The organism is Leptolyngbya sp. FACHB-671 (assembly GCF_014695745.1).
Lineage (GTDB): Bacteria > Cyanobacteriota > Cyanobacteriia > Elainellales > Elainellaceae > JAAUTN01.
Genome location: NZ_JACJOV010000150.1, coordinates 133,857 through 155,769 on the forward strand (window position 1 = coordinate 133,857; position 21,913 = coordinate 155,769).

The window sequence follows — 21,913 nt, forward strand, 5'->3', positions numbered from 1 at the left end:
AGATCTGAAACCTCTACGTTAATGTGTGGATGATCGAGAGTCGTTTATGAAATCCAAATCTTTTCCCGCCTGGGTTGGTATTGCTCTGGCGTTTTATGCTTTTATTGCGATCGCCATTGCAGAGAGCGGTTTAGGGGTGCTGCTGCCCTCTATCCTAGCTGCCTACAACCTGACTCCGGCAACAGTAACAATTCTGTTTTTTAGCCAAATTAGTGGTTATTTTGTGGCGGCACTCACCAGTAGTTTGTTGAGCGATCGCATGGGTCTAACTCGGATGGTTTTACTGGCAGCCATCTGTGTAACTAGTGCGCTCTGTATCTATGCTTCAACCCCTCATTGGGTTGTCATGGTGATCACGGGAACGCTGTTGGGACTGGGAGTAGGACTGATTGATGCAGGCATTAATACCTTTATGTCTCACAAGCAGGGCAGTGCCAATTTGATGGGGCTACTTCATGCCTTTTATGGCATTGGCGCACTTGCGGGGCCAGCGATCGCTACCACTTTGCTCACCTTGGGGATAAATTGGCGATCGGCTTATTGGCTCTTTGCTGGAATCGTAGCGCTGTTAGTCGCAGGAATGCTCTGGGCATCACAACGTCATCCACTCCTGGATTTACCGGCTTCTCCTCACCAAAGTGCTGGAGGCAATCTTCGTCAGTCCCTGAAAACACCTGTTGTACTGGTTGCAGGTCTATTTCTGTTGCTTTATGTGGGCACAGAAGCCGCGATCGGCATTTGGGCATACTCGGTGCAAACTATTGGGCGAGATACCCCTGTGGCGATCGCAGGCTACAGCGTCACTGCCTACTGGTTAGGGCTAACCATTGGACGCTTAAGCATGGGGCAACTGATGAAACCCATCGGGGCAACTCGGCTGATTGACTATTCACTCATCTTACTGATTGCAGGTTTATTGATTTGGTGGCTGTTTCCCCATCAACTCTGGAGCTTGCCCTTGCTTGGGTTTGCCCTGTCAGCTATTTTTCCCACTACTATTTGGTTGATGCCACGCCGAGTACCAGCAGCGATCGTTCCAGCGGCGATCGGTTTTTTGACCAGTATGGGCAGCGTTGGAGCGGTGAGCATTCCCACGGGAATTGGCTGGATGGCGGACAAAGCAAGCCTGGAGATTGTGCCAATGGTGATGTTGCCACTGGCTGTTTTAATGGTGATACTACAGCGGTGGTTAGTGAGAAACACAGAACTCATTGCCGATACTCAATCGGTCTAACAAGATGCAAACATTAATCCATGAGCTATGAATATAAACATTCGAGAAGAAGTTGCTTCTGATGTGGCAGACATTAGGGCATTGATAGTCGCCGCATTTCTCAATGCCCCCCACACTAGCCACACGGAGCAGTTTATTGTTGATGCTTTACGTAACTCAGGGAATCTGGCTATTTCTCTTGTTGCTGAGGTTGATGGACAAGTCGTCGGACATATTGCGATATCTCCAGTTTCCATTTCTGACGGTAGCCAGAATTGGTATGGGCTTGGGCCGATCTCTGTAATTCCTAAATATCAAGGTCTTGGCATTGGTTCACAGCTCATGAGGCAGGCACTAGCTAGTCTGCGCGATCGCGGTGCATCTGGATGTGTAGTGCTGGGCAACCCTGAGTACTACAGTCGCTTTGGTTTTAAGGCAGAACCAAATCTTGTCCTCCCAGAAGTGCCACCTGAATACTTCCAAGCCATTTCTTTTGATAGACGAATACCCAGTGGACTTGTTTCATACCATGAGTCATTTAATGGATAGTAACAAGTTTGGCAAAGTATTAGGTACAAGCAGACACTATGGCAGCAAGTGATCAGGACAGGCAACAGATTGCAGCAATACTTGAGCAGTATCGCTGTGGTTTTGCCGTATTGAATGCAGAACAGCTCAAAGCTATTTGGGATCAAGATTATGAAAATATCCTTTATCTTGCTCAAGAAGCAGCTCTACCGATGCGGGGTTGGGCAAAGGTCAGACAGTATTATGAAAGCGTGGCTGAGTCTATAAAACAGGTCAGGACGATGACGGTTAGCGATTTGTCGATTGATGTTTTTGGGGATGTTGCCTACGCTTTTTGCACATTTCACTTTGAGGGTGAGGTTGAGGGAAATTCACTTCGTATTGCCGATGGGCGAAACACCTTTATTCTGCACCGCAAGGACGAAATGTGGAAGGTGATTCACTATCATGAGTCTGCTCCTGGTCCCGTGCAGATTGCTTGAACTATTCTCAGCAGCATTGGCGTATTGGTGCTACCAGACCGAAAGGCGATCGCCAATGCATATCAAGCATTCGATGAGAGCGATAACTTAAAAGATGAGTCTTAGCGGGTTGCTGTCAGACAACTCGGTGACAAATTTGCAGTGGTGACTGCCAAGTTAAACCTTTGAGGTCAGATGGGGCAGGCGATCGCACGGTTAGTTTCCGATATTAGCCAGTCTTCCACTGCTGTCTGAAGACTAAACGCGATCGCTAAGAGCTTGTTTGCTCCTAGCTCAATCTACATTTCTGCAAAGGTAGTTTAAGTCTAGTAATGGGAGTTGGAGTGTGCGCGATCACAGGCTTGAGAAAGCTTGCGGATATAATTTAGGCAAGCTGTCTTCTCGCCCTTCCCCGATGTCGAACGATAAAATTGAAGTCTTTATCTCATACTCTAAACAAGACAAAGAGTTGCGGGATAGGTTGCTTTCCCACCTGCGCCCCCTTGAGGGAGCAGGTATTATCACCTGGCATGATCGCCAAATTCTCCCCGGTACTCAGTGGGATGAGGAGATTAAAGCCCGCCTCAATGCCGCAGACATCATCTTGCTGCTGATCAGTGCTGACTTCTTAGCGACTGACTACTGCACTCAAGTGGAGATCCCAGAGGCATTGCGGCGACATAAAGCGGGCGAAGCTACAGTAATGCCCGTCATTTTACGCTCCTGTGCTTGGGATTACACTCCCCTGGCAGCAATTCAGGCATACCCCGAAAAAGCTAAACCTATCGTAAGCTGGCCGTATATCGATGATGCCTATACAGATGTGGTACGTAGTGTCCATATCGCTGCAACAAAGATTAAGGAACGACGTGACCAGCGGCGGGTACAACAAGAACGAACTCAGCGAGAGCAACAACGACAGGCGGAAGAACAGGAGAGACTGCGCCAAGCCGAGCAACTGAGGCAAAAACAAGCAGCCGAGGCTGAATGGCAAAAACAACAAGCATGGGAACAACAACGTCAAGCGCAGCTTGAGGAGGCAGAAAGCAAGCAACGCCCCACCGAGATCTTTGAGTTTGAGGTGGTGACTATCACAAAAGGAGGGTTATTTAAAAAGCCAGAAGTCAATCGAACTCGCAAGCGCGCCAAATGTTACATAGAAGATCTGGGCAACAATATTTTTCTGGACATGGTAGCTGTTCCGGGTAATAGCTTTCACATGGGTTCGACTGAGTATTATAAGGAACAGCCTGTCCACAAGGTGCAGGTTGCTCCGTTTTTTATAGGCAGATACTCGATCACGCAGGCACAGTGGCGAGCGGTCGCAGGCTTACCTAAAGTCATGATCGACCTTGATCTTGATCCTTCTAAGTTTGAGGGAAGCGATCGCCCAGTCGAACAGGTTTCGTGGTGGGAGGCAGTGGAGTTTTGCTTTCGTCTTAACGGCTTCGTAGAAGCTCGCCTCTCTAACAAAACTAACCGCACCTATCGGTTGCCCAGCGAAGCGGAATGGGAGTATGCCTGTCGGGCTGGAACGACCACTCCATTCCACTTTGGAGAGATCTTGACTGCTGACCTGGCAAATTATGATGGTACCGAAACCTATAATTCGAGTCCTAAGGGGCGATTTCGCCAGAAAACAACGCCCGTTGGTAGTTTTGGGGTAGCCAATGCGTTTGGATTGTATGACATGCATGGCAATGTTTGGGAATGGTGTGCTGATCCGTGGCGCGAAAATTATAATGGTGCCCCGACCGATGGGAGTGCCTGGTTAAGTGCTGATCGATCGGCTAGCAGGGTGATACGGGGCGGTTCTTGGTTCAAAGAACCCTGGTCCTGTCGATCTGCATATCGCTTCTTCAACCACCCCCACAACCGCGACAACTATACTGGTTTTCGGGTGGTTTGTGATTTCGCGTGAGGGCTACCTTTCCCTTTCCCCTCTTACCCTCTTGCTCTTTACCCTTCTTCACTTTGCTCTCTTTTCGCGCTTCGCGCGATCAAAATTTTTTCAAATCGAGGCTTCAATGTCACTTGTCCTGAGTTATTGGTCATAGGTTGAGACTAACAATAGTGTGTGGATTTCTGCCACAGTCCACTGGCCATAGCATCTCCAGACATGAGGAGCGACGAAACGGGTTTATGGTATAACTCGAGTGTTCAGATGCCTGTTTGTACGGGTAGGCTGAACGGGGCAGGTTTCGTAGCTGATGCGGGGCGGTTCTTGGAACAACAATCCCTCGAACTGTCGGTCTGCATATCGCAACTACAACGACCCCGACAACCGCAACAACAATATCGGTTTTCGGGTGGTTTGCGGTTTAGCGTGAGTACTCTCTACCGTCAGAGCTGGTCGAAGGGATTTCGATCGGGTGTACAAAGGGAGTCCAGTCTGCTCCGGCGATGGGGAAAGCCCATCCAAAAATAAAACCGAGTCGGATGGTTTGGTAGGTTCGCCGAAGACTCATCCGGCTCATCATCTATCCTGACCTTGGGCATTGCCCACCTACTCTGCTATACCACTTCATCAGACTATAGACCGTTGGTGCGATGAAGGTAGGGAATAGTGTTATTTCAAGATTACCCACCATCCAATATTCAAAAATAGATTTGAATTCAAGAGATGGGCAATGCCTACCTTAATGCTCTGCGGGTGCGATCGATTCCATCAAGTGTGATCTTCCATTTAGTGAGTGGGCATTGCCTACCTACTTTGTGGGTCGCTGCATAGTGGGTGCACTAAAGATATTTAAGTCTTGACGCTATGGGTAGCGTCTGCGTACAATAGTACTATCCACTGGGTCAAGTTCTTGGAGTTCTTATGCCTAGAAGAGTTTTCTTTAGCTTTCATTACCAACGAGATATCTGGCGCGTCAACGTTGTACGCAACCATGCCAAGGTGAAAAGTGGTTATCAAGAAGCAGGTTACTGGGATTGCTCCCTTTGGGAATCAGCGAAGAGAACAAGTGAAGTTGCACTCAAACGACTGATCAACTCAGGCTTACAAAATACATCCGTTACCGTTGTGCTGATTGGAGCAGAGACATCCGAACGCAAGTGAGTCAAATATGAAATTGAGGAAAGTCATAAACGTGGCAATGGAATGCTGGGGATATACATTCACAATATTAAGAGCGTAAACAGAATAGCTGATTTGAAAGGTCGCAATCCTTTTGACAGTTTCACAGTCGAGCAGCACAGCCCGTATGCTTACATTTCGAAGACGCGCGTTAGTATGTCTCAGATCTTCCCAACCTATGACTGGGTTTATAACGATGGATACAATAATTTCAGCAAGTGGGTTGAAGACGCAGCGAGGGCTGCGGGTCGGTAATTAATATGCTTCCTATGGCGAGGCTGGCAGGGGTACAACCAGAAGCAAAATTGTGATTAAGAACGTAATCAAATATGGCAAGTTTGCCCAAGACTTGAGTGTGTTGGGAATCTGTTCGAGGAATTTAGTTGAATTATCCGGCTTGAGGAAATTTCCTCTCACTTTCTCGATCCATTCTTGATCCTCAGGAATGATATACCCGCTCAAAATTCGGGCTAGCCGATTAAAATTATCGCGAAACTTTCGTTCCAGATATAAGTAGTAAACATCCAGAACACCAAATAGCGTAAAAGCGACAAACGCCAACACAAACAAAGCCGCACTGCGATTGGTAAACCCAAAACCTGCGATCGCTGCCCACACTGTTAAACCAACCTTCTTAATTTCTAAGGAATTGTTTGCCATCCGGGCGATCGAATTCTGCAACATCTCGGCTTGTTTAATTAGATATTCCTTATTCTTTTCGACCCAATCTAGACCGTTAGTTGACATAACTTTGAAGTTTTAGTCGTTGCTTTTGAAGAGCACCTTTTGCAGCTTCAAATATCCAATTTGGCAAGCTGAATAATCACAAGATTCCAAATATTCAAACGGATGCCATTCGTTCTTGCCGATTGACTCCATGTAAGTTCCATCCTGTTGCGCCACCTCCGGTTCCATTCCAGTGACATCAGCATAGTACAGATAGCAAATCTCATTTACCTGAGTGCCAACAATATACTGACCCAGCGGCGAAACCTGAACCTTATAGCCCGTTTCCTCATAGACCTCTCGTTGAGCAGCAGCTTCCGCCGATTCCCCTTCATCTAGCGCCCCTGTAACCGGGCAAGGAAACAACCTGAACTTGCCATCCACTTCTCGGTTATCAATACAAAGATGCTGCTGGCGAATTAAAACCTCATACTGTTTTGGTTGTTCGCCAGGCTTTCTTAACAGGAACACTGCAACAGAATCCTTACCCTTACGCTCCAAATATTGAAATCCTCTCGGAGATTCCTTAATTACAATCCATTGGGTGCTAAAAATGACCTTATCTGTATCCATTGCTTGCAGTTCCGCCAGGTCTTGATCGCTTCAGATTACATCAGCAATTCTGCGATCGCTACTCTTTTCTTGTATTTTCAGTTTCCGTAGCCTCTAGACCTTTAACTAATAGTTTTTGTACAGTGCCAAACTAAATGACATCGAGACAAACTCGTGTCGTCGAGCAAAATCTCCTCTGTTGCAGGATTACAGGGAGAATTTGCTCGGTGGACTAGGATCTGTCCATCAGCATTGCCAATCTAACCTGAGGCAAAAGCAAGCCGGATCTAGCTTTGCTTCTTCAACGACACTAATGTGTCTCCACGTCAAATAAAAAGTCAGTGTACATTTGTTATGAAACTATCCTGTTGCTAGTCCTGTCCTGCCACAATAATCTTTTCTGCTAAACCAACCGGGTTAGAAAACATCACCTCATGGCTACCGGGCATTTGCACGAACCGAAATTGCCCTAAGCGGTTAGACATCCTAGGATGCCATCCCTACTCGCCTTGAGGTAAAGCAGTGTCTTCTGTAATTATTGATAATCACACCTGATACTTGGCTCAGCATCTGTTGGATTTCATATTTCATACACAAGAACAGCCCCCGCACATTAATCAACATCAGCTTGTCAAAATCCTCAATCGATTGTTCGTGCAGTGGTTTGAGAGAAGGCTCAATCCCAGCATTGTTAAAGGCACAATCCAGTTTGCCGTAGGTGGCGCGCTGCTTCGCAGATACCGCAAGGGTCGTTTTCTGCACTAGGGCTTGCACGTCTGCTTCACTCGATACATCTGATTTCACAAACAAGCATTCTGCCCCAGTCTCGCGAACCAGAGCCGCAGTTTCTTCACCTTCTACATCGCGTATGTCCGAGAAGACCACTTTTGCTCCAGCAGCACCAAAGGCGTGCTGCTCCGCAGATACCGCAAGGGTCGCGGTTGCTCAACCAATTCCTGGTGCACCTCCCGTAACTAACGCCACTTTATCTTGCAGTATCATTGTGCTTCTCCCATTTCAATCAATATTGACCTTCAGCACAAAATCAAACTCCGATCCGTTTAGCAATGACCAACGCCGTAAAGCTGGTCTAATCTTCTGTAAATTTCAGCACGACTTTGCCCCGTGTTCCTCCCTGCTCTAGATGCTGATGTGCCAGAACAACCTGATCCCAAGACCATACTGAATCAATCACTGGGCGAAGCTGATGACGCTCGATCAGTTTTGTCAAAGCCTCTAATTTTGCTCGGTACTGAGGTGAAAAAACAAAATGAATCGTCAGATTCTTACCCCATGCTTCAAGAAGCGATTGCGGTATTGCAATGTCTACAATGCTTGTAAGCCTACCAAAGGGACGAATGATTTCTAGACTACGCCCAATTGTTTCTCCGCCGATCGTATCTAGAACTAAATCCACACCCAGTCCATTTGTTTCTTGACGAATGACTTTTACGTAATCTTCATTTTTGTAATCAATCACTCGATCTGCGCCCAGTTCTGTCACGAAATCTCGGTTTCTAGAACTACACGTCGCAAAAACGTATGCCCCTATCGCTTTGGCGAGTTGAACTGCGATCGAACCCACTCCACCCGCGCCCGCATGGATGAGAACTGTTTCACCAACTTGTAGATTGCCCCTAGTCACTAGACAATCCCAAGCCGTTCCGCCTGCAAGCGGAAAAGAAGCTGCTTCAATGTGCGATAGATTTGCAGGCTTCAATGCAACAATCGCTGCATCAGCCACATGATACTGAGCGTAGCTACCGAATTCTCCAAAAATTTGCGGCGAGTAATACACGTTGTCTCCCACCTTGAAATCAGTCACAGCTTCGCCAATTGCCTCAATCACCCCTGAAACATCAACTCCAATGATGGCGGGTAATCGAACCAGTTCCTTGTAATCGCCACGACGAGTTTGGTAATCGACCGGGTTAATCGAGGTTGCACAAACTCTGACTAACACCTGATTCGCCTTCAGTGTTGGTATAGGAACAGTTTGAATCTCAAACTTCTCAGCATCACCAAACGCAGTTAATACGGCTGCTTTCATAGATTCCATCTGTGCCAACTCTCCTTGATTGAGAATAAACAGTGCCGTTGTACAAACCGGCCTTCACACTACCAGCACTCAACCGTTCAGAACATCGTGTTATCGTTAGCTGACGCTTCCGGGACGGTCTGAAGCACGTCCCAATGCTCGACTATCTTGCCTTTGTCATCCAGGCGGAAGATGTCGATGCCCGCCCAGTCGTTGTCGTCCGGCCATTGTTGGTAGCAATGCAAGACTACATAATTGCCTTCAGCGAAGACGCGCTTAAACTGGACGCACTTGCCCGGATATTCCTTCGCCATCCTCTCGAAATATTCGATGAAAGCCTGCTTCCCGTCGGTCACCGCTGGGTTGTGCTGGATGTACACGTCGCCGACATATTTCTCGATGGCTTCTGCGGGCTGACACTGATTGAACATCAGGTCATAAAATGCTGTGACCGTCTGTTTGTTCTGCTCAAGTTTATCCGTCATTCGTTCTACACCTCACATTACCCGAAACGCCCAACGGCTCAAATACAGCGGCGGCAAAGAAACTCGAACGCAGCACTAGCGGATTGAGACCGTCTGCTAAACTAGACCAGCCACGATACTTGTTCTGATGAAGATTGAATTACCTTGATTTAGACAAAATCTTCCATAATCAGAGAGTGATTTAAGCCGCTAGCAGCAACGCTACCCTGAAAAACAGCAGCGGCGATCACTTGCATGGGTGAAGTGATGTCACCTGCCGCATAAACACCTTTGACGCTAGTTTCGTAAAAAACAGTGGTAGTCTTGATTAAATTGAATTCATTCAACTCACAGCCTAACTTTTCAGCTAGGTTTGAACGGAGTGTTTGCTTTGGTCGGATCAGTATTCCGCGACGGGCAATTTTCTCGTTTGTCTCAAAAACGATGTTTTCTAATTGTCCGTTATCGCCTTCGAGTCGGATGATTTTCTCTTCGCGAACAAGGATTTTGTGGTTTTCCAACAGTGTCCTTTGATCAGCGGTTAGATCGGCTTTGCCGTTGGTGCAGAGGACTAAATCAGCACTCCAATTTTTCAGCAATGCCGCCATTTCGATGCCCGTTTCGCCATTTCCAACAATGGCAAGCGGCTCGTCGCGCACTTCCCAGGCATGGCAATAGGGACAATGAAACACGCTTTTGCCCCAGAAATCACCGAAGTTTTCGAGAGCTGGAACTTCATCCATTACCCCAAAAGCCAGCAAAATTTTGCGCGATTTTTTTATCGTGTCATCCTCAAACACAACTTCAAACTGATTGCCGGATGGGTTGATTTCCTTGACCCCGATCGCTTGAAATTCGACGCTTTTATATGGTTTGAGTTGGTCGCGCCCGATGCTCAAAAGTTCATGCGGACTGATGCCATCACGGGTGAAAAAGCTGTGCGACTCGTGTGCGGAAGCGTTACGCGGATTCCCTTTGTCGCAGACTAACACGCGACGGCGACTTCTGCCTAAAACCAGTGCCGCACTGAGTCCAGCGGAACCGCCACCGACGATGACGCACTCGTAAATCTCTTTGTTTTGGTTCATCATTTTTTCCTGTGGCATGTGTGTTTCTCCTTCGACTCTGTTCGATGGGAAGTTTATAGGTGGACTTTTACACGCGATCGGGTAGTGCTTTTTAACTAGGAAGCGATCTTAGATTTGTGCCATGCCACCATCGACGAATAGCTCAATGCCGTTTACAAAGCTGCTGTCATCTGAAGCCAAAAAGACAACGGCTTTGGCAACCTCGTCGGGCGTGCCAGCTCGTCCCAATGGAATATTGTTAGCTTGGCTCGCCACAAATTCTTTCAACTGCTCTTCACTGAGTCCCCAGAGAAGATCGTAAGCGGGAGTCGGAATGAAACCAGGGCTGATCGCATTCACTCGAATCTGGCGGTCTTTGAGGTCAAGTGTCCAGGTGCGGGCAAACGATCGCACGGCAGCTTTGGTGGCACCATACACGCTGAAGGCTGGGATACCCTTGATGGAATTAGTTGAGGCATTCAGGATGATGGAAGCGCCCTCTGGCATCAGCGGCAGTGCCTTCTGCACGGTGAACAGTAGACCCTTGACATTGGTGTTGAAGGTTTTGTCAAAGTGTTCCTCGGTGATCGATCCAAGCGGGATGAGTTCTCCACCGCCAGCATTCGCAAAGATTACATCCAAGTGACCTTGCTCTTGCTCGATCGTGGCGTAAAGCCGATCGAGGTCTGCCAGATTTGAGACATCGCTCTGAATGCCAGTCACGTTCTTACCAATCTCACTTACAGCAGTATCAAGTTCAGTCTGACGACGACCCGTGATAAAGACATAGGCACCTTCAGCGACAAATCGCTTGGCAGTAGCAAGCCCGATACCGCTAGAGCCGCCAGTGACGAGGGCGACTTTGCCTGAGAGTTTTTGTGACATAGTGTTTTCCTGGGTATGTGATTATTACTAATGCGATCTCCAAATCGGTAATTTACTTACCAATAAGCCCGCGAATCGTTTCGCCCTGATGACAAATGCCGAACGGACAGACATTCATTAGCTGTCCCGGCACCGACCAGCTCACGATTCGCGAGGACGGTTCGCGCCGGGCTGGTCGAATGCAGTGTCGGGTTATCCCGTCGCCCGCTCCGCCTGATGAATTCAGCCTGGAATACGGGCGATGACCTTGATCTCGAAGTCGAACCCCCCGAGCCAGTTGACGCCGATCGCCGTCCAATTCGGATAAGGCGCTTCCGGGAAGACTTCGCTTTTAACGGTCATGACCGTGCCGAACTGATTCTCGGGATCGGTATGAAAGGTCGTCACGTCGACGATATCGTCAAGCCCGCATCCACCCGCTTGCAGGGTCGCCTCGAGATTGGCGAATGCCAGGCGAACCTGAGCCTCAAAGTCCGGCTCGGGCGAGCCATCGCTGCGACTGCCGACCTGACCGGACACGAACAGGAGGTCACCTGATCTGATCGCTGCGGAATAGGTCTGTGACGTGTAGAGGTCATGCCGACCGGCGGGGAAAACGGCGTCACGCTGGGCCATGTGGAATGCTCCTGTTGTGGGTCGCTGGAAATCTGAGAGTTTTTGTGACATGGTGTTTTCCTGGTTGAGTTTACGGAAAACGTAAGGTATGGTGATTAACGCTTATACGTCAATCAGGCATTCTTGTGAGTGTTCATCCAAGTACGAAAGTGGAATGGATGATTGCGTTTAGATGTGCGCGATAACCTTTAAGACGCAGAGCTGATCAATTCCTCGCTTTTCGCCCAGAGCTGCTTGGCTTTGTTCGCGTCGAGCGCATACGACCTGACACCGTCGGCAAACGGGTTGGGCGTGTCATCAATCGGTGCGATCGCGCAATCTTCGAGATAATGTCCACCGATCTCGTCTTTATTCGCCACGACTGCGGCCCAAACCGATGTCGCGGCTGCCTGCGGAATTTCTTTCAACTCTTTCGGCGGCAGACCCGCTTCGGTGCGCGCTGCGTCAACAGTCTGCAAAAGTCCCTGCAAATCCTCCGGCGAGAGATGGCGGGGTAGATCCGTGAGACTGTTTCCGGGCATCACCGAAGCAGCCCGAATGCCGCGATCGCGATGCCGCCTGTCAAACTCCACAGCGAACAGTGAATTGGCGGTTTTCGATCGGCTATAAGCAACCCATGGATCGTACGCCTGCTGCCCGAAATTCGGATCGTCCAAGTCGATATCGGCACCGCGATGCGCGAGCGACGACAGAACCACCAGCCGTCCATTATCGGCGAGCAGCGGCTCGATCCCATTGATCAGGGCGAAATGACCAAGATGGTTCGTCCCGAACTGGACTTCAAAGCCGTCCACCGTGCGACCGAACGGAGTTGCCATAACGCCAGCGTTAGCGATGATGGCATCGAATGGTTGACCGTCAGCCAACAGTTTATCTGCACAGGCACGAACGCTTTGCAAGGATGCCAGATCGAGTTCGATCAACTTCAGGCTGCCACCTCCTTGCGACGCGGCATCACGAACCGATGCAGTGGCTGGCTCAGCTTTAGCGAGGTTTCTGACTGCGCCGACGACGCTAGCGCCGTGAGAGACCAGCGAACGTGCGGTTTCAAGCCCAATGCCCGACGATGCACCCGTAATGAGAAATCGCTTTCCCTTGAGATCAATGCCCGTAAGCACCTCGTCGGCGGTCGATTTTGCACCAAATGTTTCAGTCATTTCTTTTTCCTTTAATTGTGCGTTTAGCACTAATGGCCAGCATCACGGCTCCAGTTAGTAGCGAGATTCGGATATGAGTCGTAGCAATCATGGTTCTCCTCCCAGCGTGAGTTGGTGGCTCTACGTTGTGTCTGCGCCTATCAGGATCGGGCGGATGGTTCGAAAACAAGCGAGCCATTGGAAAGACACCCTTTTCGAGTGGTGGTGATTATTCAGGCCGTCCTGATGAGCACCAACACAAAGACCGTGGGCAAGTTGTTGATAACGTGGGCGATGACGCCAGGCCAGACTGAGCCGCTGCGGCGGAACATTTCAGCGCTGATGAGACCAAATACCAAAGCGACTGGGAAGACGGTGTTGATGCCGTGAGCGAGGGCGAAGATCAGCGTGCTGCCCACAACGCCAATCAACGGGCTGTAGCGGAGCAGCGCGTTGGTGATGACACCCCGGAATAGCAGCTCCTCGACGAGGGGCACGAGAAGACCAATAAACAGCGTGGCCAGAACCAGGGACAGCACCCCGCCGCTGCCACCGTCACCGAACACGTCCTGAGGGGTGGAGCTATCTCCGGTGAGGGCGGTGTAGGCCATGACCGCAAAACCTCTGACCACGAAGGCGATCACCCCTGCTGCGGCCCCGATCAGGAGCCAGCGCGCCGTGGTGCGGCGCACACCGAAGGCGCTCCACGAGCGGAGGCGCAGCAGCGCCGCTGCCGCAAACCCAGCAAAGGGGGCGATAACAGACAGCGCGGCGAGGGCCAGTCCGTAGACGACGGGATCGAGACCGAGCTGCCTGGACAGCAACACCCCCCCACGTGCGACAGCGCCAAAGACGACGAGACCGACAACGATCTCAAGCCAGCCCGGACGGGAGGGCTTGTTGGGTGAGGACTGCTCTGAAACAGCGGCGAAGGTCTTTCCCTGTCCCTGTGGGGAGTTAAAAGGCACTTTGGACATCATCATCACCTTTTAAGTTCTCTTTGTCTTAGTTCATGTGAGTGTAGTCAGTTCCAATACTCAACTTCTTGCAGATTCCTATGGAGGTTCCGATGGAATTAGTGAACTATTTCAGTGTTACTTTAATGAGTCGCTTGAAGTGCTGTATCCAACATTTTGCACTGCCTTTCGACTACTGCGCTACATACCCACCATCTACCATCAACGTTTCACCTGTTGTGAACGATGCCATCTCAGATGATAAAAACAGGACTGCATTTGCAACTTCAAGCGGTGTTCCAATTCGTCCGATCGGGTGAAGTCCTGTTATGTAGGCTTTGACCTCATCCTGCCCGCCTGTAGCTGCTTCAAACATATCTGTTTCGATTGCTGCTGGTGCAACGACATTGATGCGAATACCCGCTTTGGCATATTGGAGCGCGGCGGCTTTTGTTAAGCCTACTACTGCATGTTTACTCGCGGTGTAGAGGGGTTGGGTAGGAACTGCAACGACTCCAGCCCCAGATGATGTATTAACGATCGCACCACTTCCCTGTTTCAACATCTGAGCGATTTCATGTTTCATCGACAACCAAACGCCTTTGACATTGACGTTCATAATGCGATCGTATTCAGCTTCTGTTTGCTCAATCAATGAGGGGTTTTCGGCGACAGTTCCTGCATTATTAAAGGCAATATCTAACCGACCAAAAACGCTAACCGCCTTATCAACCATTGCTTCAACATCGGCTTCTTTTGTGACATCTGCTTGCACAAAAATCGCCTCTCCGCCAGCTTCCTTGATCAATCGAACCGTTTCTTCACCTTCATCCATTCGACGACCCACCACCACCACCTTTGCTTGTTGTTGGGCATAAGCGATCGCAGTTGCTCTGCCAATTCCCGATGTGCCTCCAGTGACTAACGCCACTTTATCCTGAAGTATCATTCTGTTTCTCCTAAAATCCAAGTCCGGTTGTTCTCTCGTGAAATAGATCGATTCACTGTGAGTTCACCATCAAAAATCAAAAATCAACTCACTGTATATCCGCCATCGATTACCAAAGGTTGTCCCGTGATGTAGCTGGCAGCATCAGAACACAGAAAAACAACCGCTTGAGCAATTTCTGCTGCCTGACCCATACGACCCATTGGAACCGTAGACCCTACATCATCAGTCGAGCCACTACGCAGGCGGTCCATCATTGCAGTAGCAATTAGTCCAGGATTGACAGCATTAATCCGAATACCTTGTTTGGCATAATCGAGTGCAGCAGAGCGTGTCAGCCCCATTACCGCGTGTTTGCTGGCAATATAGGGAGATATTCCTGGAAACGCAATTAACCCACCCATTGACGAATTATTGATAATCACACCTGATCCTTGGTTGAGCATCTGTTGAATCTCGTATCTCATACACAAGAACAGCCCTCGCACATTAATTGACATCAGTTTGTCAAAATCCTCAATCGATTGTTCGTGCAGTGGTTTGAGAGAAGGCTCAATCCCAGCATTGTTAAAGGCACAATCGAGTCTGCCGTAGGTGGCGATCGTTTTATCGACTAAAGCTTGAACTTCTGCTTCATCGGATATATCCGATCGCACAAAAAGGCACTCTGCTCCGGTATCGCGAATCAGTGCAGCAGTTTCTTCACCTTCTACCTCCCGTCTGCCTGAGAATACTACCTTTGCGCCAGCAGCACCGAATGCGATCGCGGTTGCTCGACCGATGCCCGATGTTCCGCCAGTCACCAAAGCAACCTTATCTTTCAGCATCATGATAGTTACCTCTTGCTGTGAATGGCTGTGTCACTTTGTCAAAAACTCAATCAGCAATACGTGTAGGAGCCAGCAATAAGAAGCGCCTCCTACAACCAGGATGAGTACGATCCTGGCTGCGTGCCCCATAAATTCAGTCCCGCCAGTTCCATGCCGATCAATACTGACCTACGGCGATCGGCAACTCACGTTCAATGGTTCGCAATCGTTGCGAAAAATCATTTAAGATACGTTGACGAACTGCATCTGTTTGGCGAACGGGGGCATAAACAATCTGCGGAGCAAGAACGTCAAAACCAACGAATTGCAGCATCCCTCGCTGAATTGGGCGCAGAATAGCATGGATATCACCGTTAAAACCGCCTGCAAGATAGTCCTCTTCTGTGCTACCTGTGGTTAACGAGAGCATTGCTTGCTTACCTCGAAATCTGCCCGTTTCATAAATATGTCCATTACCGTAAACACGCTCCATAACAAAGACGCGATCGACCCACCCCTTCAAAATTGCAGGGACACTGAACCACCACAAAGGGAATTGCCAAATCATCAGATCGCACCATTCCAGTTTTTGGATCTCAGCTTCAATTTCTGGAATGAATCCTCCAACTTCAGTTGCATACATCTCTTCAAGTTGCTGCTTAAAGTAATCAGGATCTTTGACAAACGTAAAGTTGCGGCGATCGGATACAGGGTCAAATCTCATGGTATGGAGATCTGAATATTGAACATCATGCCCAGAGTCTTTGAACGTGTCAATTGCTGTCTGAAACATTGCTCCGTTAAAGCTTTTCGACTCTGGGTGTGCAAGAACAATCAAAACTTTCATGTGAGTTGTTTCCTTTTCTAAGTTTCTAAACTTTTGCTAGGGCTGGATAATCCAGATAGCCTTTTTCACCACGGGTATAGAACGTGGCTGGGTCAGGCGAGTTGCGATCCTGGTTGCAAAATGGCGGGTTTAGGCATTGATATTTGCTGGCTCCTACACTTAGTCGCGATCGTGCCAGCGATCGATCAGTGCGTTTGAGGGCAAGCTCGGATCAAGTACCTTACGCGCACTGTCAACGCCCACGACGGGAAGTGTACCCGGATCGAGCAAGCCAAGTTGAATCAATACACTTGCCTGATCCCAGTAAATGTGTTCGTGGGCTATCTTGCCGTCACGAAACCGAATAATCGCAACTACTGGCACTTCAACCCATTTCCCGGTGGGAGCAACGCCAGGTAGCATCCAGTCAATCTGGATCGTATGAGTGAACTTAGCCACCATTTCATCGACGAGTTGATCCGTTCCGATCGTGCGCGAGATTGGGATCAACTTCATGTCCGGCGGCATCTGTGGAATGAGGTATTTGGAATAAAACTCGCGCAGTACTGGTTTCCTGACTCCCCCAGTCATTACCGGGATGTGGTTAACGTAAGCATCTTCAACCATCGTAGCGAGGGCATCTTCAGTACTGTGAGTGCCAAACTCGTGCTGTAAATGCTCTTCCCAAAGTGCTTGCAAAGACTCCTGGGCTGGTGTCAAATTGGTAGTTGCTTGTAAATTTGCTTGTCCGTCTACAGTTTGCTCGTTGACCATGATTAAATACTCCTGGTTCTATATAAAGTGTCTTGAGTTCCAATGCTTGATTGCTTTCAGATTCTTGTGATGTTAGTGAACTTGTTTCAATGGACGTATAAGCATTCAGCGCCTGTTTCGCAAATCAGCTGGGCGGTTTTTTCACCTTCTGCGCCGTGTCTACTGGAGAACACGACTTTTGCTCCAGCAGCACCGAGCGCGCGCTGCTTCGCAGATACCGCAAGGGTCGCGGTTGCTCTGCCAATACCTGTTGTGCCACCAGTGACTAACGCCACTTTATCTTGAGGTATCATTCTATTTCTCCTAAAATCTAAGTCTGGTTGTTCTCTCTTGAAATAATCGTGCAATAGCTTTAGAAAAAAGCTTAGACAAATCTTGCCAGCAAAAGGCTAAGAGCAAAGGAAAAGGCATGAAAGCTGACATGGGATAACATCGCAGCCTCAAGCGAGTATTGCCAAAAGAGCCAACCAAAAGCAATGCCAGCAATCCCATTGAGTAATATCGCTCGGATAATTACAAGCGGAGTGAGTGGAACTATCGCGGCAGTTGCGGGTAGGTGTAAAAGTCCAAATACTAGCGCTACTATCACAATCGCACCTTGGTATATTCCTTGGCTTGGCAACGTAATGCCTTGTTTTAAAACCTTCCACGCTATCCAAACAAGCAGCGACATTAAACCCCAGCGCATCAGAATTTCCTCAGTGATGCCGCCATAAAGCATTGCTGTAAGTGAACTCAGCCAATTCGGTTCTGTGTTATTGGATGCCTGTAGCGCTTCAGGTAGAGCAGGTTTCATGAACCGATCGAGCAACAGGAGAACGACCGTCGTCGCTGCACCTACACCTAAGCTCCATTTCATCTCAATGACAGAAAATGGAATCTTAGGGGTATGAAGTACCCAGTAGTCAATCAAATATGAGCGTAATCCAACGCGATAGGCACAGCCAATTCCGATCAGAATGCTGATTGCCAGTAGAACTGTAAGCTGTAGTGCTTGCAGCAGCATTAAAACCCACAGTGGTGGAACGTTTGCCAGCATTTCTGGAGACAGTTTCGCCAACTGTTGCTCGACTAAAGGAATAGCCGTGATCGGGTACATCACAATTCCCACACTGCCCAATACAAATAAGATCCCGAATTGTTTCAGAATTGACATTGGGTTCATCTCTAGAGACATCAAAATACTGGGTAGACACAATGCCAAGATAGAGAATGACAACTGTATCTAATCGAGCGGTGAAAATATCCTGATGAGTTTGTTTTGTTGAAGGCACAATTAAGTTTGCCGCAGGTTGCGGTTACGCACGGAGTTCCGCTTTGCACGTAATCGGCTTCATAGTCGATAAAGTTGAACTAGCGTTTCGTACACGCATATTGCTGTTGAATCGCGTTGTTTTTGCACATTTCTAGTGTTCCAGATTGCTCGCTATCCAAATTGGCGTTGTATCCGCTGGAGGCTTTGAGAGCGCTTTAGTCGAGTGATAGTCATGTCTGTGATTCTCCTTAATTGGTTTAATCTGCTGATTCAGGCACACATTGCTCTACGTTCCGCTCACAGGTAGCAAACTTGTGAGTTTTGATCAGTTCGCCGTGTATCCGCCATCGATCGCTAAGGGTTGCCCAGTGATATAGCTAGCAGCATCAGAGCAGAGAAACACAACCGCTTGAGCAATTTCCGTTGCCTGACCGATCCGACCCATTGAAACCATAGATCCGAGATCATCGAACGTGATGCCCATCTGGTCAGCGCTACGAGCCATGAGGTCAGTCGCAATCGGACCAGGATTGACGGCATTGATCCGAATGCCCTGTTTGGCATAATCGAGGGCAGCCAATCGCGTCAGCCCCATTACTGCATGTTTACTAGCAACGTAAGGAGAGATCCCCGGAAGCGCAACAAGACCATTCGTTGACGAGTTGTTCACGATCGCGCCTGCGCCTTGGATTAACATCTGCTGAATTTCGTATTTCATACAGAGAAATAGCCCTCGTGCATTGATCGACATGATCTGGTCAAAATCCTCGATCAATTGTTCATGCAACGGTGTAACAACGAGATCAATTCCAGCATTGTTAAAGGCACAATCGAGTTTGCCGTAGGTTGCGCGCTGCTTCGCAGATACCGCAAGGGTCGCTTTCTGCACCAATTCCCGGACATCCGCCTCACTCGATACATCTGATTTCACGAACAAGCACTCCGCCCCAGTCTCGCGAATCAAATCAGCAGTTTCTTCACCTTCTACACCGCGTATGTCCGAGAAGACCACTTTGGCTCCAGCAGCACCGAATGCGTGCTGCTCCACAGATACCGCAAGGGTCGCAGTTGCTCGACCAATTCCCGATGCACCTCCCGTCACTAATGCCACTTTATCTTGCAGTATCATTCTATTTCTCCTAAAATCAAGTCCGGTTGTTCTCTCTTGAAATGGATCGGTTCACTGTGAGTCCACCATCAAAAATCAAAAATTAACTCACTGTGACTCCGCCGTCGATCGTCAAAGGTTGTCCCGTAATATAGCTAGCAGCATCAGAGCAGAGAAAAACAACCGCTTGAGCGACTTCTTCTGCTTGAGCAATGCGACCCATTGGTACCATCGCTGCAAAATCGTCAGCCGTGATGCTCATCCGAGCAACGCTACGATCAATCATTTCAGTCACAATAAAACCAGGGTTAACCGCATTAACCCGAATGCCCTGCTTGGCATAGTCAAGTGCTGCTGATCGCGTTAACCCCATAACGGCATGTTTACTTGCAACGTAAGGAGATACCCCTGGAAAACTAATCAACCCTACAATTGAGGAGTTATTAACAATCGCGCCCGATCCTTGAGTCAGCATTTGCTGAATTTCGTATTTCATACATAGAAATACTCCTCGCACGTTAATCGCCATGAGGTTATCAAACTCTTCGATCGATTGCTCGTGTAGCGGTTTTCCGGGTGACTCAACGCCTGCATTATTGAAAGCACAGTCGAGTCGTCCATAGGTTGCGACTGTCTTTTGCACTAATGCTTTGATGTCTTCCTCATTCGAGGCGTCTGAATGAACGTATAAGCATTCAGCGCCGGTTTCGCGAATCAGTTGGGCGGTTTTTTCACCTTCTGCGTCGCGTCTGCCTGAGAATACTACCTTTGCTCCAGCAGCACCGAATGCGATCGCGGTTGCTCTGCCAATTCCCGATGTGCCACCAGTCACTAACGCCACTTTATCTTGCAGTATCATTCTGTTTCTCCTGTTTCAATTAAGATTGACCTTCAGCAACGAACTGACGAGATCACCGACGACCAATCCGATCGCTCTAGGAAACGGGTTCAGATGCCTTATCACGTTTGAACACCTTGTAGGCGATCGCCAGGAATATGGGGATTATCACCAGCGTCGATAGCGCCGCGTAGGTCGCGCGGAACTCGCTGACTGTGAACAGAGCTGGCGTGGTCACGGCGGTTCCAGGTGCGTTGATCAGGAGTATGCCGCCGATGTTGTTCGCGAAGTGTACGCCGATGGCGAGTTCAGTGGTTCCGTCAATCAACGAGACCACGGTCCACAACAGACCCGGAACGAGGAAGTAGTTGAAAAAGACCGTGAGCCAGCCACCTGAGATCGCCTCCGGGTTGGCGAGGTGCGGCAGGGTGAATGCCACGGCTGCCACGAGCGCCAGAAAAACGCGGTTGGTCGAGATCATGCTCGCGCCCTGCACAACGTATCCGCGAAAGAAAAGCTCCTCGGTAGTCGTCTGGATCGCGATGAGGACCAGTGCCAGCGGCACGAAGAGCGCGAACGACGCGAGGTCGGAGTTGAAGGAAAAGGTGTCGGGGTAAAGAAGGTATTGTCCCAGCCCGCCTATCAGACACACTGGAACGAACCACGCCACAAACCCCTGACCGACGCGACGCCAGCTTATCTTCTCCCGCGCCGTGACGAGCGTCCGGGGGTAGCGGCGGTGGATACGGGTAACGGCAATGAGAACCCCCACGAGGAAAAACGCGAAACCTACCATAACAAACAGGAACTTCCCGAAAGGATCAAGCACGGTGTAATCCGGCTGTCCGCTGAGCGCGAATGCGACGAGTACGCCAGCACCAGTCCCGACCACCAGCCACGCAAAGAGGATGACCACCAGTCCCAGAACATACCGCCACCCCCGATGCTTACCCCACCTCGCAGCCTCCACGTAAGTCGCGTCTTTCACGTCCGTTCCGCTTCCCTGCTTTCCTGTGATTGCTTTGAACTTCATCTTTGTCTCCTTGACTCGTGCGTCATAGAGTTAGCGAATCTGTTTTGGGGTCATTCCAGTGATTCGCTTAAACTGTTGGGTCAGATGACTTTGACTGGAGAAACCAACTTGTAAAGCAATGTCGGAGATCGCCAAATCTGTTTTTGACAGCATCAATTTTGCTCGTTCCACCCGCTGTTGAATCACGTACTGGTGTGGAGAAACCTCGATCGCTTGTTTGAATGCGGTGGCAAAGTAAGTCGGGCTAAGATTAAGAGTCTCTGCAAGTTCAGCTAGTGACAAGTCTCGATCGAGGTGAGTATGAATGTAGTCGAGTACTTGTTGCAACTGAGTGCGCGTTAAGCCTTTGTTCTTGAATTTAGTAGTTAACGTTGTAGTTGTTAGCATGGTTCAAAAATTGGCAAGTTGTTCAACAAAACAGGCAAAAGCTAGCGATCGCGCATTCGATCACTTACTAGCACTCACAAACAAGTCAGATATGAATAGAGCTTAGTGACTTGCAGCGACAATGGCAGCCATCAACTCTGTTATTTTCCAGCGTCCGGTATATTGAATGTTATTGATAAATAGGGCTGGAGCAGTCGTTACTCCACTCTCTATT

The 21,913-nt window shown here is 49.1% G+C and carries 26 protein-coding genes and 1 pseudogene; 7 read left to right on the forward strand and 20 right to left on the reverse strand.

The features are described 5' to 3' along the window. The first annotated feature begins 46 nt into the window (after window positions 1-46). The 6 genes from H6F93_RS24495 (at window position 47) to H6F93_RS35920 (ending at window position 5,263) form a co-directional block, all read left to right on the forward strand. On the forward strand, window positions 47-1,234 hold the full coding sequence (locus tag H6F93_RS24495; protein ID WP_190686575.1) for an MFS transporter: 1,188 nt from the start codon (window positions 47-49) through the stop codon (window positions 1,232-1,234). Between the two features lie 27 nt (window positions 1,235-1,261). Then, on the forward strand, window positions 1,262-1,762 hold the full coding sequence (locus H6F93_RS24500) for a GNAT family N-acetyltransferase (protein ID WP_190686577.1): 501 nt from the start codon (window positions 1,262-1,264) through the stop codon (window positions 1,760-1,762). A gap of 38 nt (window positions 1,763-1,800) precedes the next feature. Then, window positions 1,801-2,223, forward strand: a complete 423-nt coding sequence (locus tag H6F93_RS24505; RefSeq protein ID WP_190686579.1) for a YybH family protein — start codon at window positions 1,801-1,803, stop codon at window positions 2,221-2,223. Between the two features lie 394 nt (window positions 2,224-2,617). Further along, window positions 2,618-4,123, forward strand: coding sequence for an SUMF1/EgtB/PvdO family nonheme iron enzyme (locus tag H6F93_RS35415; RefSeq protein WP_199313987.1), 1,506 nt, complete (start codon window positions 2,618-2,620; stop codon window positions 4,121-4,123). Window positions 4,124-4,366: 243 nt separating this feature from the next. Then, complete coding sequence (locus H6F93_RS35915; RefSeq protein WP_524538009.1) at window positions 4,367-4,630, forward strand: hypothetical protein; 264 nt, start codon at window positions 4,367-4,369, stop codon at window positions 4,628-4,630. A 393-nt stretch (window positions 4,631-5,023) separates the two neighbouring features. Then, window positions 5,024-5,263, forward strand: coding sequence for a TIR domain-containing protein (locus H6F93_RS35920; protein WP_199313988.1), 240 nt, complete (start codon window positions 5,024-5,026; stop codon window positions 5,261-5,263). Window positions 5,264-5,548: 285 nt separating this feature from the next. Here H6F93_RS35920 and H6F93_RS24525 read toward each other — a convergent pair whose 3' ends face one another. The 7 genes and pseudogenes from H6F93_RS24525 to H6F93_RS24560 all read right to left on the reverse strand — a co-directional run bounded on the left by H6F93_RS24525 (window position 5,549) and on the right by H6F93_RS24560 (window position 11,013). Continuing rightward, on the reverse strand, window positions 5,549-6,028 hold the full coding sequence (locus tag H6F93_RS24525) for a hypothetical protein (RefSeq protein ID WP_190686585.1): 480 nt from the start codon (window positions 6,026-6,028) through the stop codon (window positions 5,549-5,551). A gap of 12 nt (window positions 6,029-6,040) precedes the next feature. Beyond that, on the reverse strand, window positions 6,041-6,580 hold the full coding sequence (locus tag H6F93_RS24530; protein ID WP_190686588.1) for an NUDIX hydrolase: 540 nt from the start codon (window positions 6,578-6,580) through the stop codon (window positions 6,041-6,043). A 465-nt stretch (window positions 6,581-7,045) separates the two neighbouring features. Beyond that, window positions 7,046-7,456, reverse strand: a pseudogene (locus tag H6F93_RS24540) (SDR family NAD(P)-dependent oxidoreductase); the annotation flags it as partial. A gap of 193 nt (window positions 7,457-7,649) precedes the next feature. Further along, window positions 7,650-8,618: a zinc-dependent alcohol dehydrogenase family protein gene (locus H6F93_RS24545; RefSeq protein WP_190686591.1), complete on the reverse strand. Its 969-nt coding sequence runs from the start codon at window positions 8,616-8,618 to the stop codon at window positions 7,650-7,652. Window positions 8,619-8,695: 77 nt separating this feature from the next. Continuing rightward, window positions 8,696-9,082 (reverse strand): nuclear transport factor 2 family protein, encoded by a 387-nt coding sequence (locus tag H6F93_RS24550; RefSeq protein ID WP_190686594.1) that lies wholly within the window; start codon window positions 9,080-9,082, stop codon window positions 8,696-8,698. A 149-nt stretch (window positions 9,083-9,231) separates the two neighbouring features. Next, window positions 9,232-10,167 (reverse strand): NAD(P)/FAD-dependent oxidoreductase, encoded by a 936-nt coding sequence (locus H6F93_RS24555; protein ID WP_190686597.1) that lies wholly within the window; start codon window positions 10,165-10,167, stop codon window positions 9,232-9,234. A gap of 90 nt (window positions 10,168-10,257) precedes the next feature. Next, on the reverse strand, window positions 10,258-11,013 hold the full coding sequence (locus H6F93_RS24560; RefSeq protein ID WP_190686602.1) for a glucose 1-dehydrogenase: 756 nt from the start codon (window positions 11,011-11,013) through the stop codon (window positions 10,258-10,260). 95 nt (window positions 11,014-11,108) lie between these two features. On the opposite strand from H6F93_RS24560, the gene H6F93_RS24565 reads away from it, so the two are divergent. Continuing rightward, complete coding sequence (locus tag H6F93_RS24565; RefSeq protein WP_190686606.1) at window positions 11,109-11,258, forward strand: hypothetical protein; 150 nt, start codon at window positions 11,109-11,111, stop codon at window positions 11,256-11,258. Here H6F93_RS24565 and H6F93_RS24570 read toward each other — a convergent pair. The 13 genes from H6F93_RS24570 to H6F93_RS24630 all read right to left on the reverse strand — a co-directional run bounded on the left by H6F93_RS24570 (window position 11,236) and on the right by H6F93_RS24630 (window position 21,699). Then, window positions 11,236-11,679, reverse strand: a complete 444-nt coding sequence (locus H6F93_RS24570; protein ID WP_242043602.1) for a RidA family protein — start codon at window positions 11,677-11,679, stop codon at window positions 11,236-11,238. The two genes, H6F93_RS24565 and H6F93_RS24570, sit on opposite strands and share 23 nt — an antisense overlap. 137 nt (window positions 11,680-11,816) lie before the next feature. Further along, window positions 11,817-12,785 carry an SDR family NAD(P)-dependent oxidoreductase gene (locus H6F93_RS24575; RefSeq protein ID WP_190686609.1) on the reverse strand — a complete coding sequence of 323 codons (969 nt, stop codon included), beginning with the start codon at window positions 12,783-12,785 and terminating at the stop codon, window positions 11,817-11,819. Between the two features lie 212 nt (window positions 12,786-12,997). Further along, window positions 12,998-13,747, reverse strand: coding sequence for a CPBP family intramembrane glutamic endopeptidase (locus tag H6F93_RS24580; RefSeq protein ID WP_242043603.1), 750 nt, complete (start codon window positions 13,745-13,747; stop codon window positions 12,998-13,000). 166 nt (window positions 13,748-13,913) lie between these two features. Next, on the reverse strand, window positions 13,914-14,669 hold the full coding sequence (locus H6F93_RS24585; RefSeq protein ID WP_190686611.1) for an SDR family oxidoreductase: 756 nt from the start codon (window positions 14,667-14,669) through the stop codon (window positions 13,914-13,916). 83 nt (window positions 14,670-14,752) lie between these two features. Next, entirely contained in the window at window positions 14,753-15,499 is a 747-nt protein-coding gene (locus H6F93_RS24590; protein WP_190686614.1) for an SDR family oxidoreductase, read from the reverse strand. A gap of 157 nt (window positions 15,500-15,656) precedes the next feature. Next, window positions 15,657-16,325 carry an NAD(P)H-dependent oxidoreductase gene (locus H6F93_RS24595; RefSeq protein ID WP_190686617.1) on the reverse strand — a complete coding sequence of 223 codons (669 nt, stop codon included), beginning with the start codon at window positions 16,323-16,325 and terminating at the stop codon, window positions 15,657-15,659. Between the two features lie 159 nt (window positions 16,326-16,484). Next, a complete protein-coding gene (locus H6F93_RS24600; RefSeq protein WP_190686622.1) occupies window positions 16,485-17,078 on the reverse strand; it encodes an ester cyclase in 594 nt (197 codons plus the stop codon). A gap of 86 nt (window positions 17,079-17,164) precedes the next feature. Further along, entirely contained in the window at window positions 17,165-17,371 is a 207-nt protein-coding gene (locus H6F93_RS24605) for an SDR family NAD(P)-dependent oxidoreductase (RefSeq protein WP_190686625.1), read from the reverse strand. 71 nt (window positions 17,372-17,442) lie between these two features. Continuing rightward, window positions 17,443-18,234 carry a CPBP family intramembrane glutamic endopeptidase gene (locus H6F93_RS24610; RefSeq protein ID WP_190686628.1) on the reverse strand — a complete coding sequence of 264 codons (792 nt, stop codon included), beginning with the start codon at window positions 18,232-18,234 and terminating at the stop codon, window positions 17,443-17,445. A 424-nt stretch (window positions 18,235-18,658) separates the two neighbouring features. Continuing rightward, window positions 18,659-19,462 carry an SDR family oxidoreductase gene (locus H6F93_RS24615; protein ID WP_190686630.1) on the reverse strand — a complete coding sequence of 268 codons (804 nt, stop codon included), beginning with the start codon at window positions 19,460-19,462 and terminating at the stop codon, window positions 18,659-18,661. Window positions 19,463-19,544: 82 nt separating this feature from the next. Then, complete coding sequence (locus H6F93_RS24620) at window positions 19,545-20,300, reverse strand: SDR family oxidoreductase (RefSeq protein WP_190686633.1); 756 nt, start codon at window positions 20,298-20,300, stop codon at window positions 19,545-19,547. A 76-nt stretch (window positions 20,301-20,376) separates the two neighbouring features. Then, window positions 20,377-21,312, reverse strand: coding sequence for a CPBP family intramembrane glutamic endopeptidase (locus H6F93_RS24625; RefSeq protein WP_190686636.1), 936 nt, complete (start codon window positions 21,310-21,312; stop codon window positions 20,377-20,379). 30 nt (window positions 21,313-21,342) lie between these two features. Further along, a complete protein-coding gene (locus tag H6F93_RS24630) occupies window positions 21,343-21,699 on the reverse strand; it encodes an AraC family transcriptional regulator (protein ID WP_190686638.1) in 357 nt (118 codons plus the stop codon). Between the last annotated feature and the right edge of the window lie 214 nt (window positions 21,700-21,913).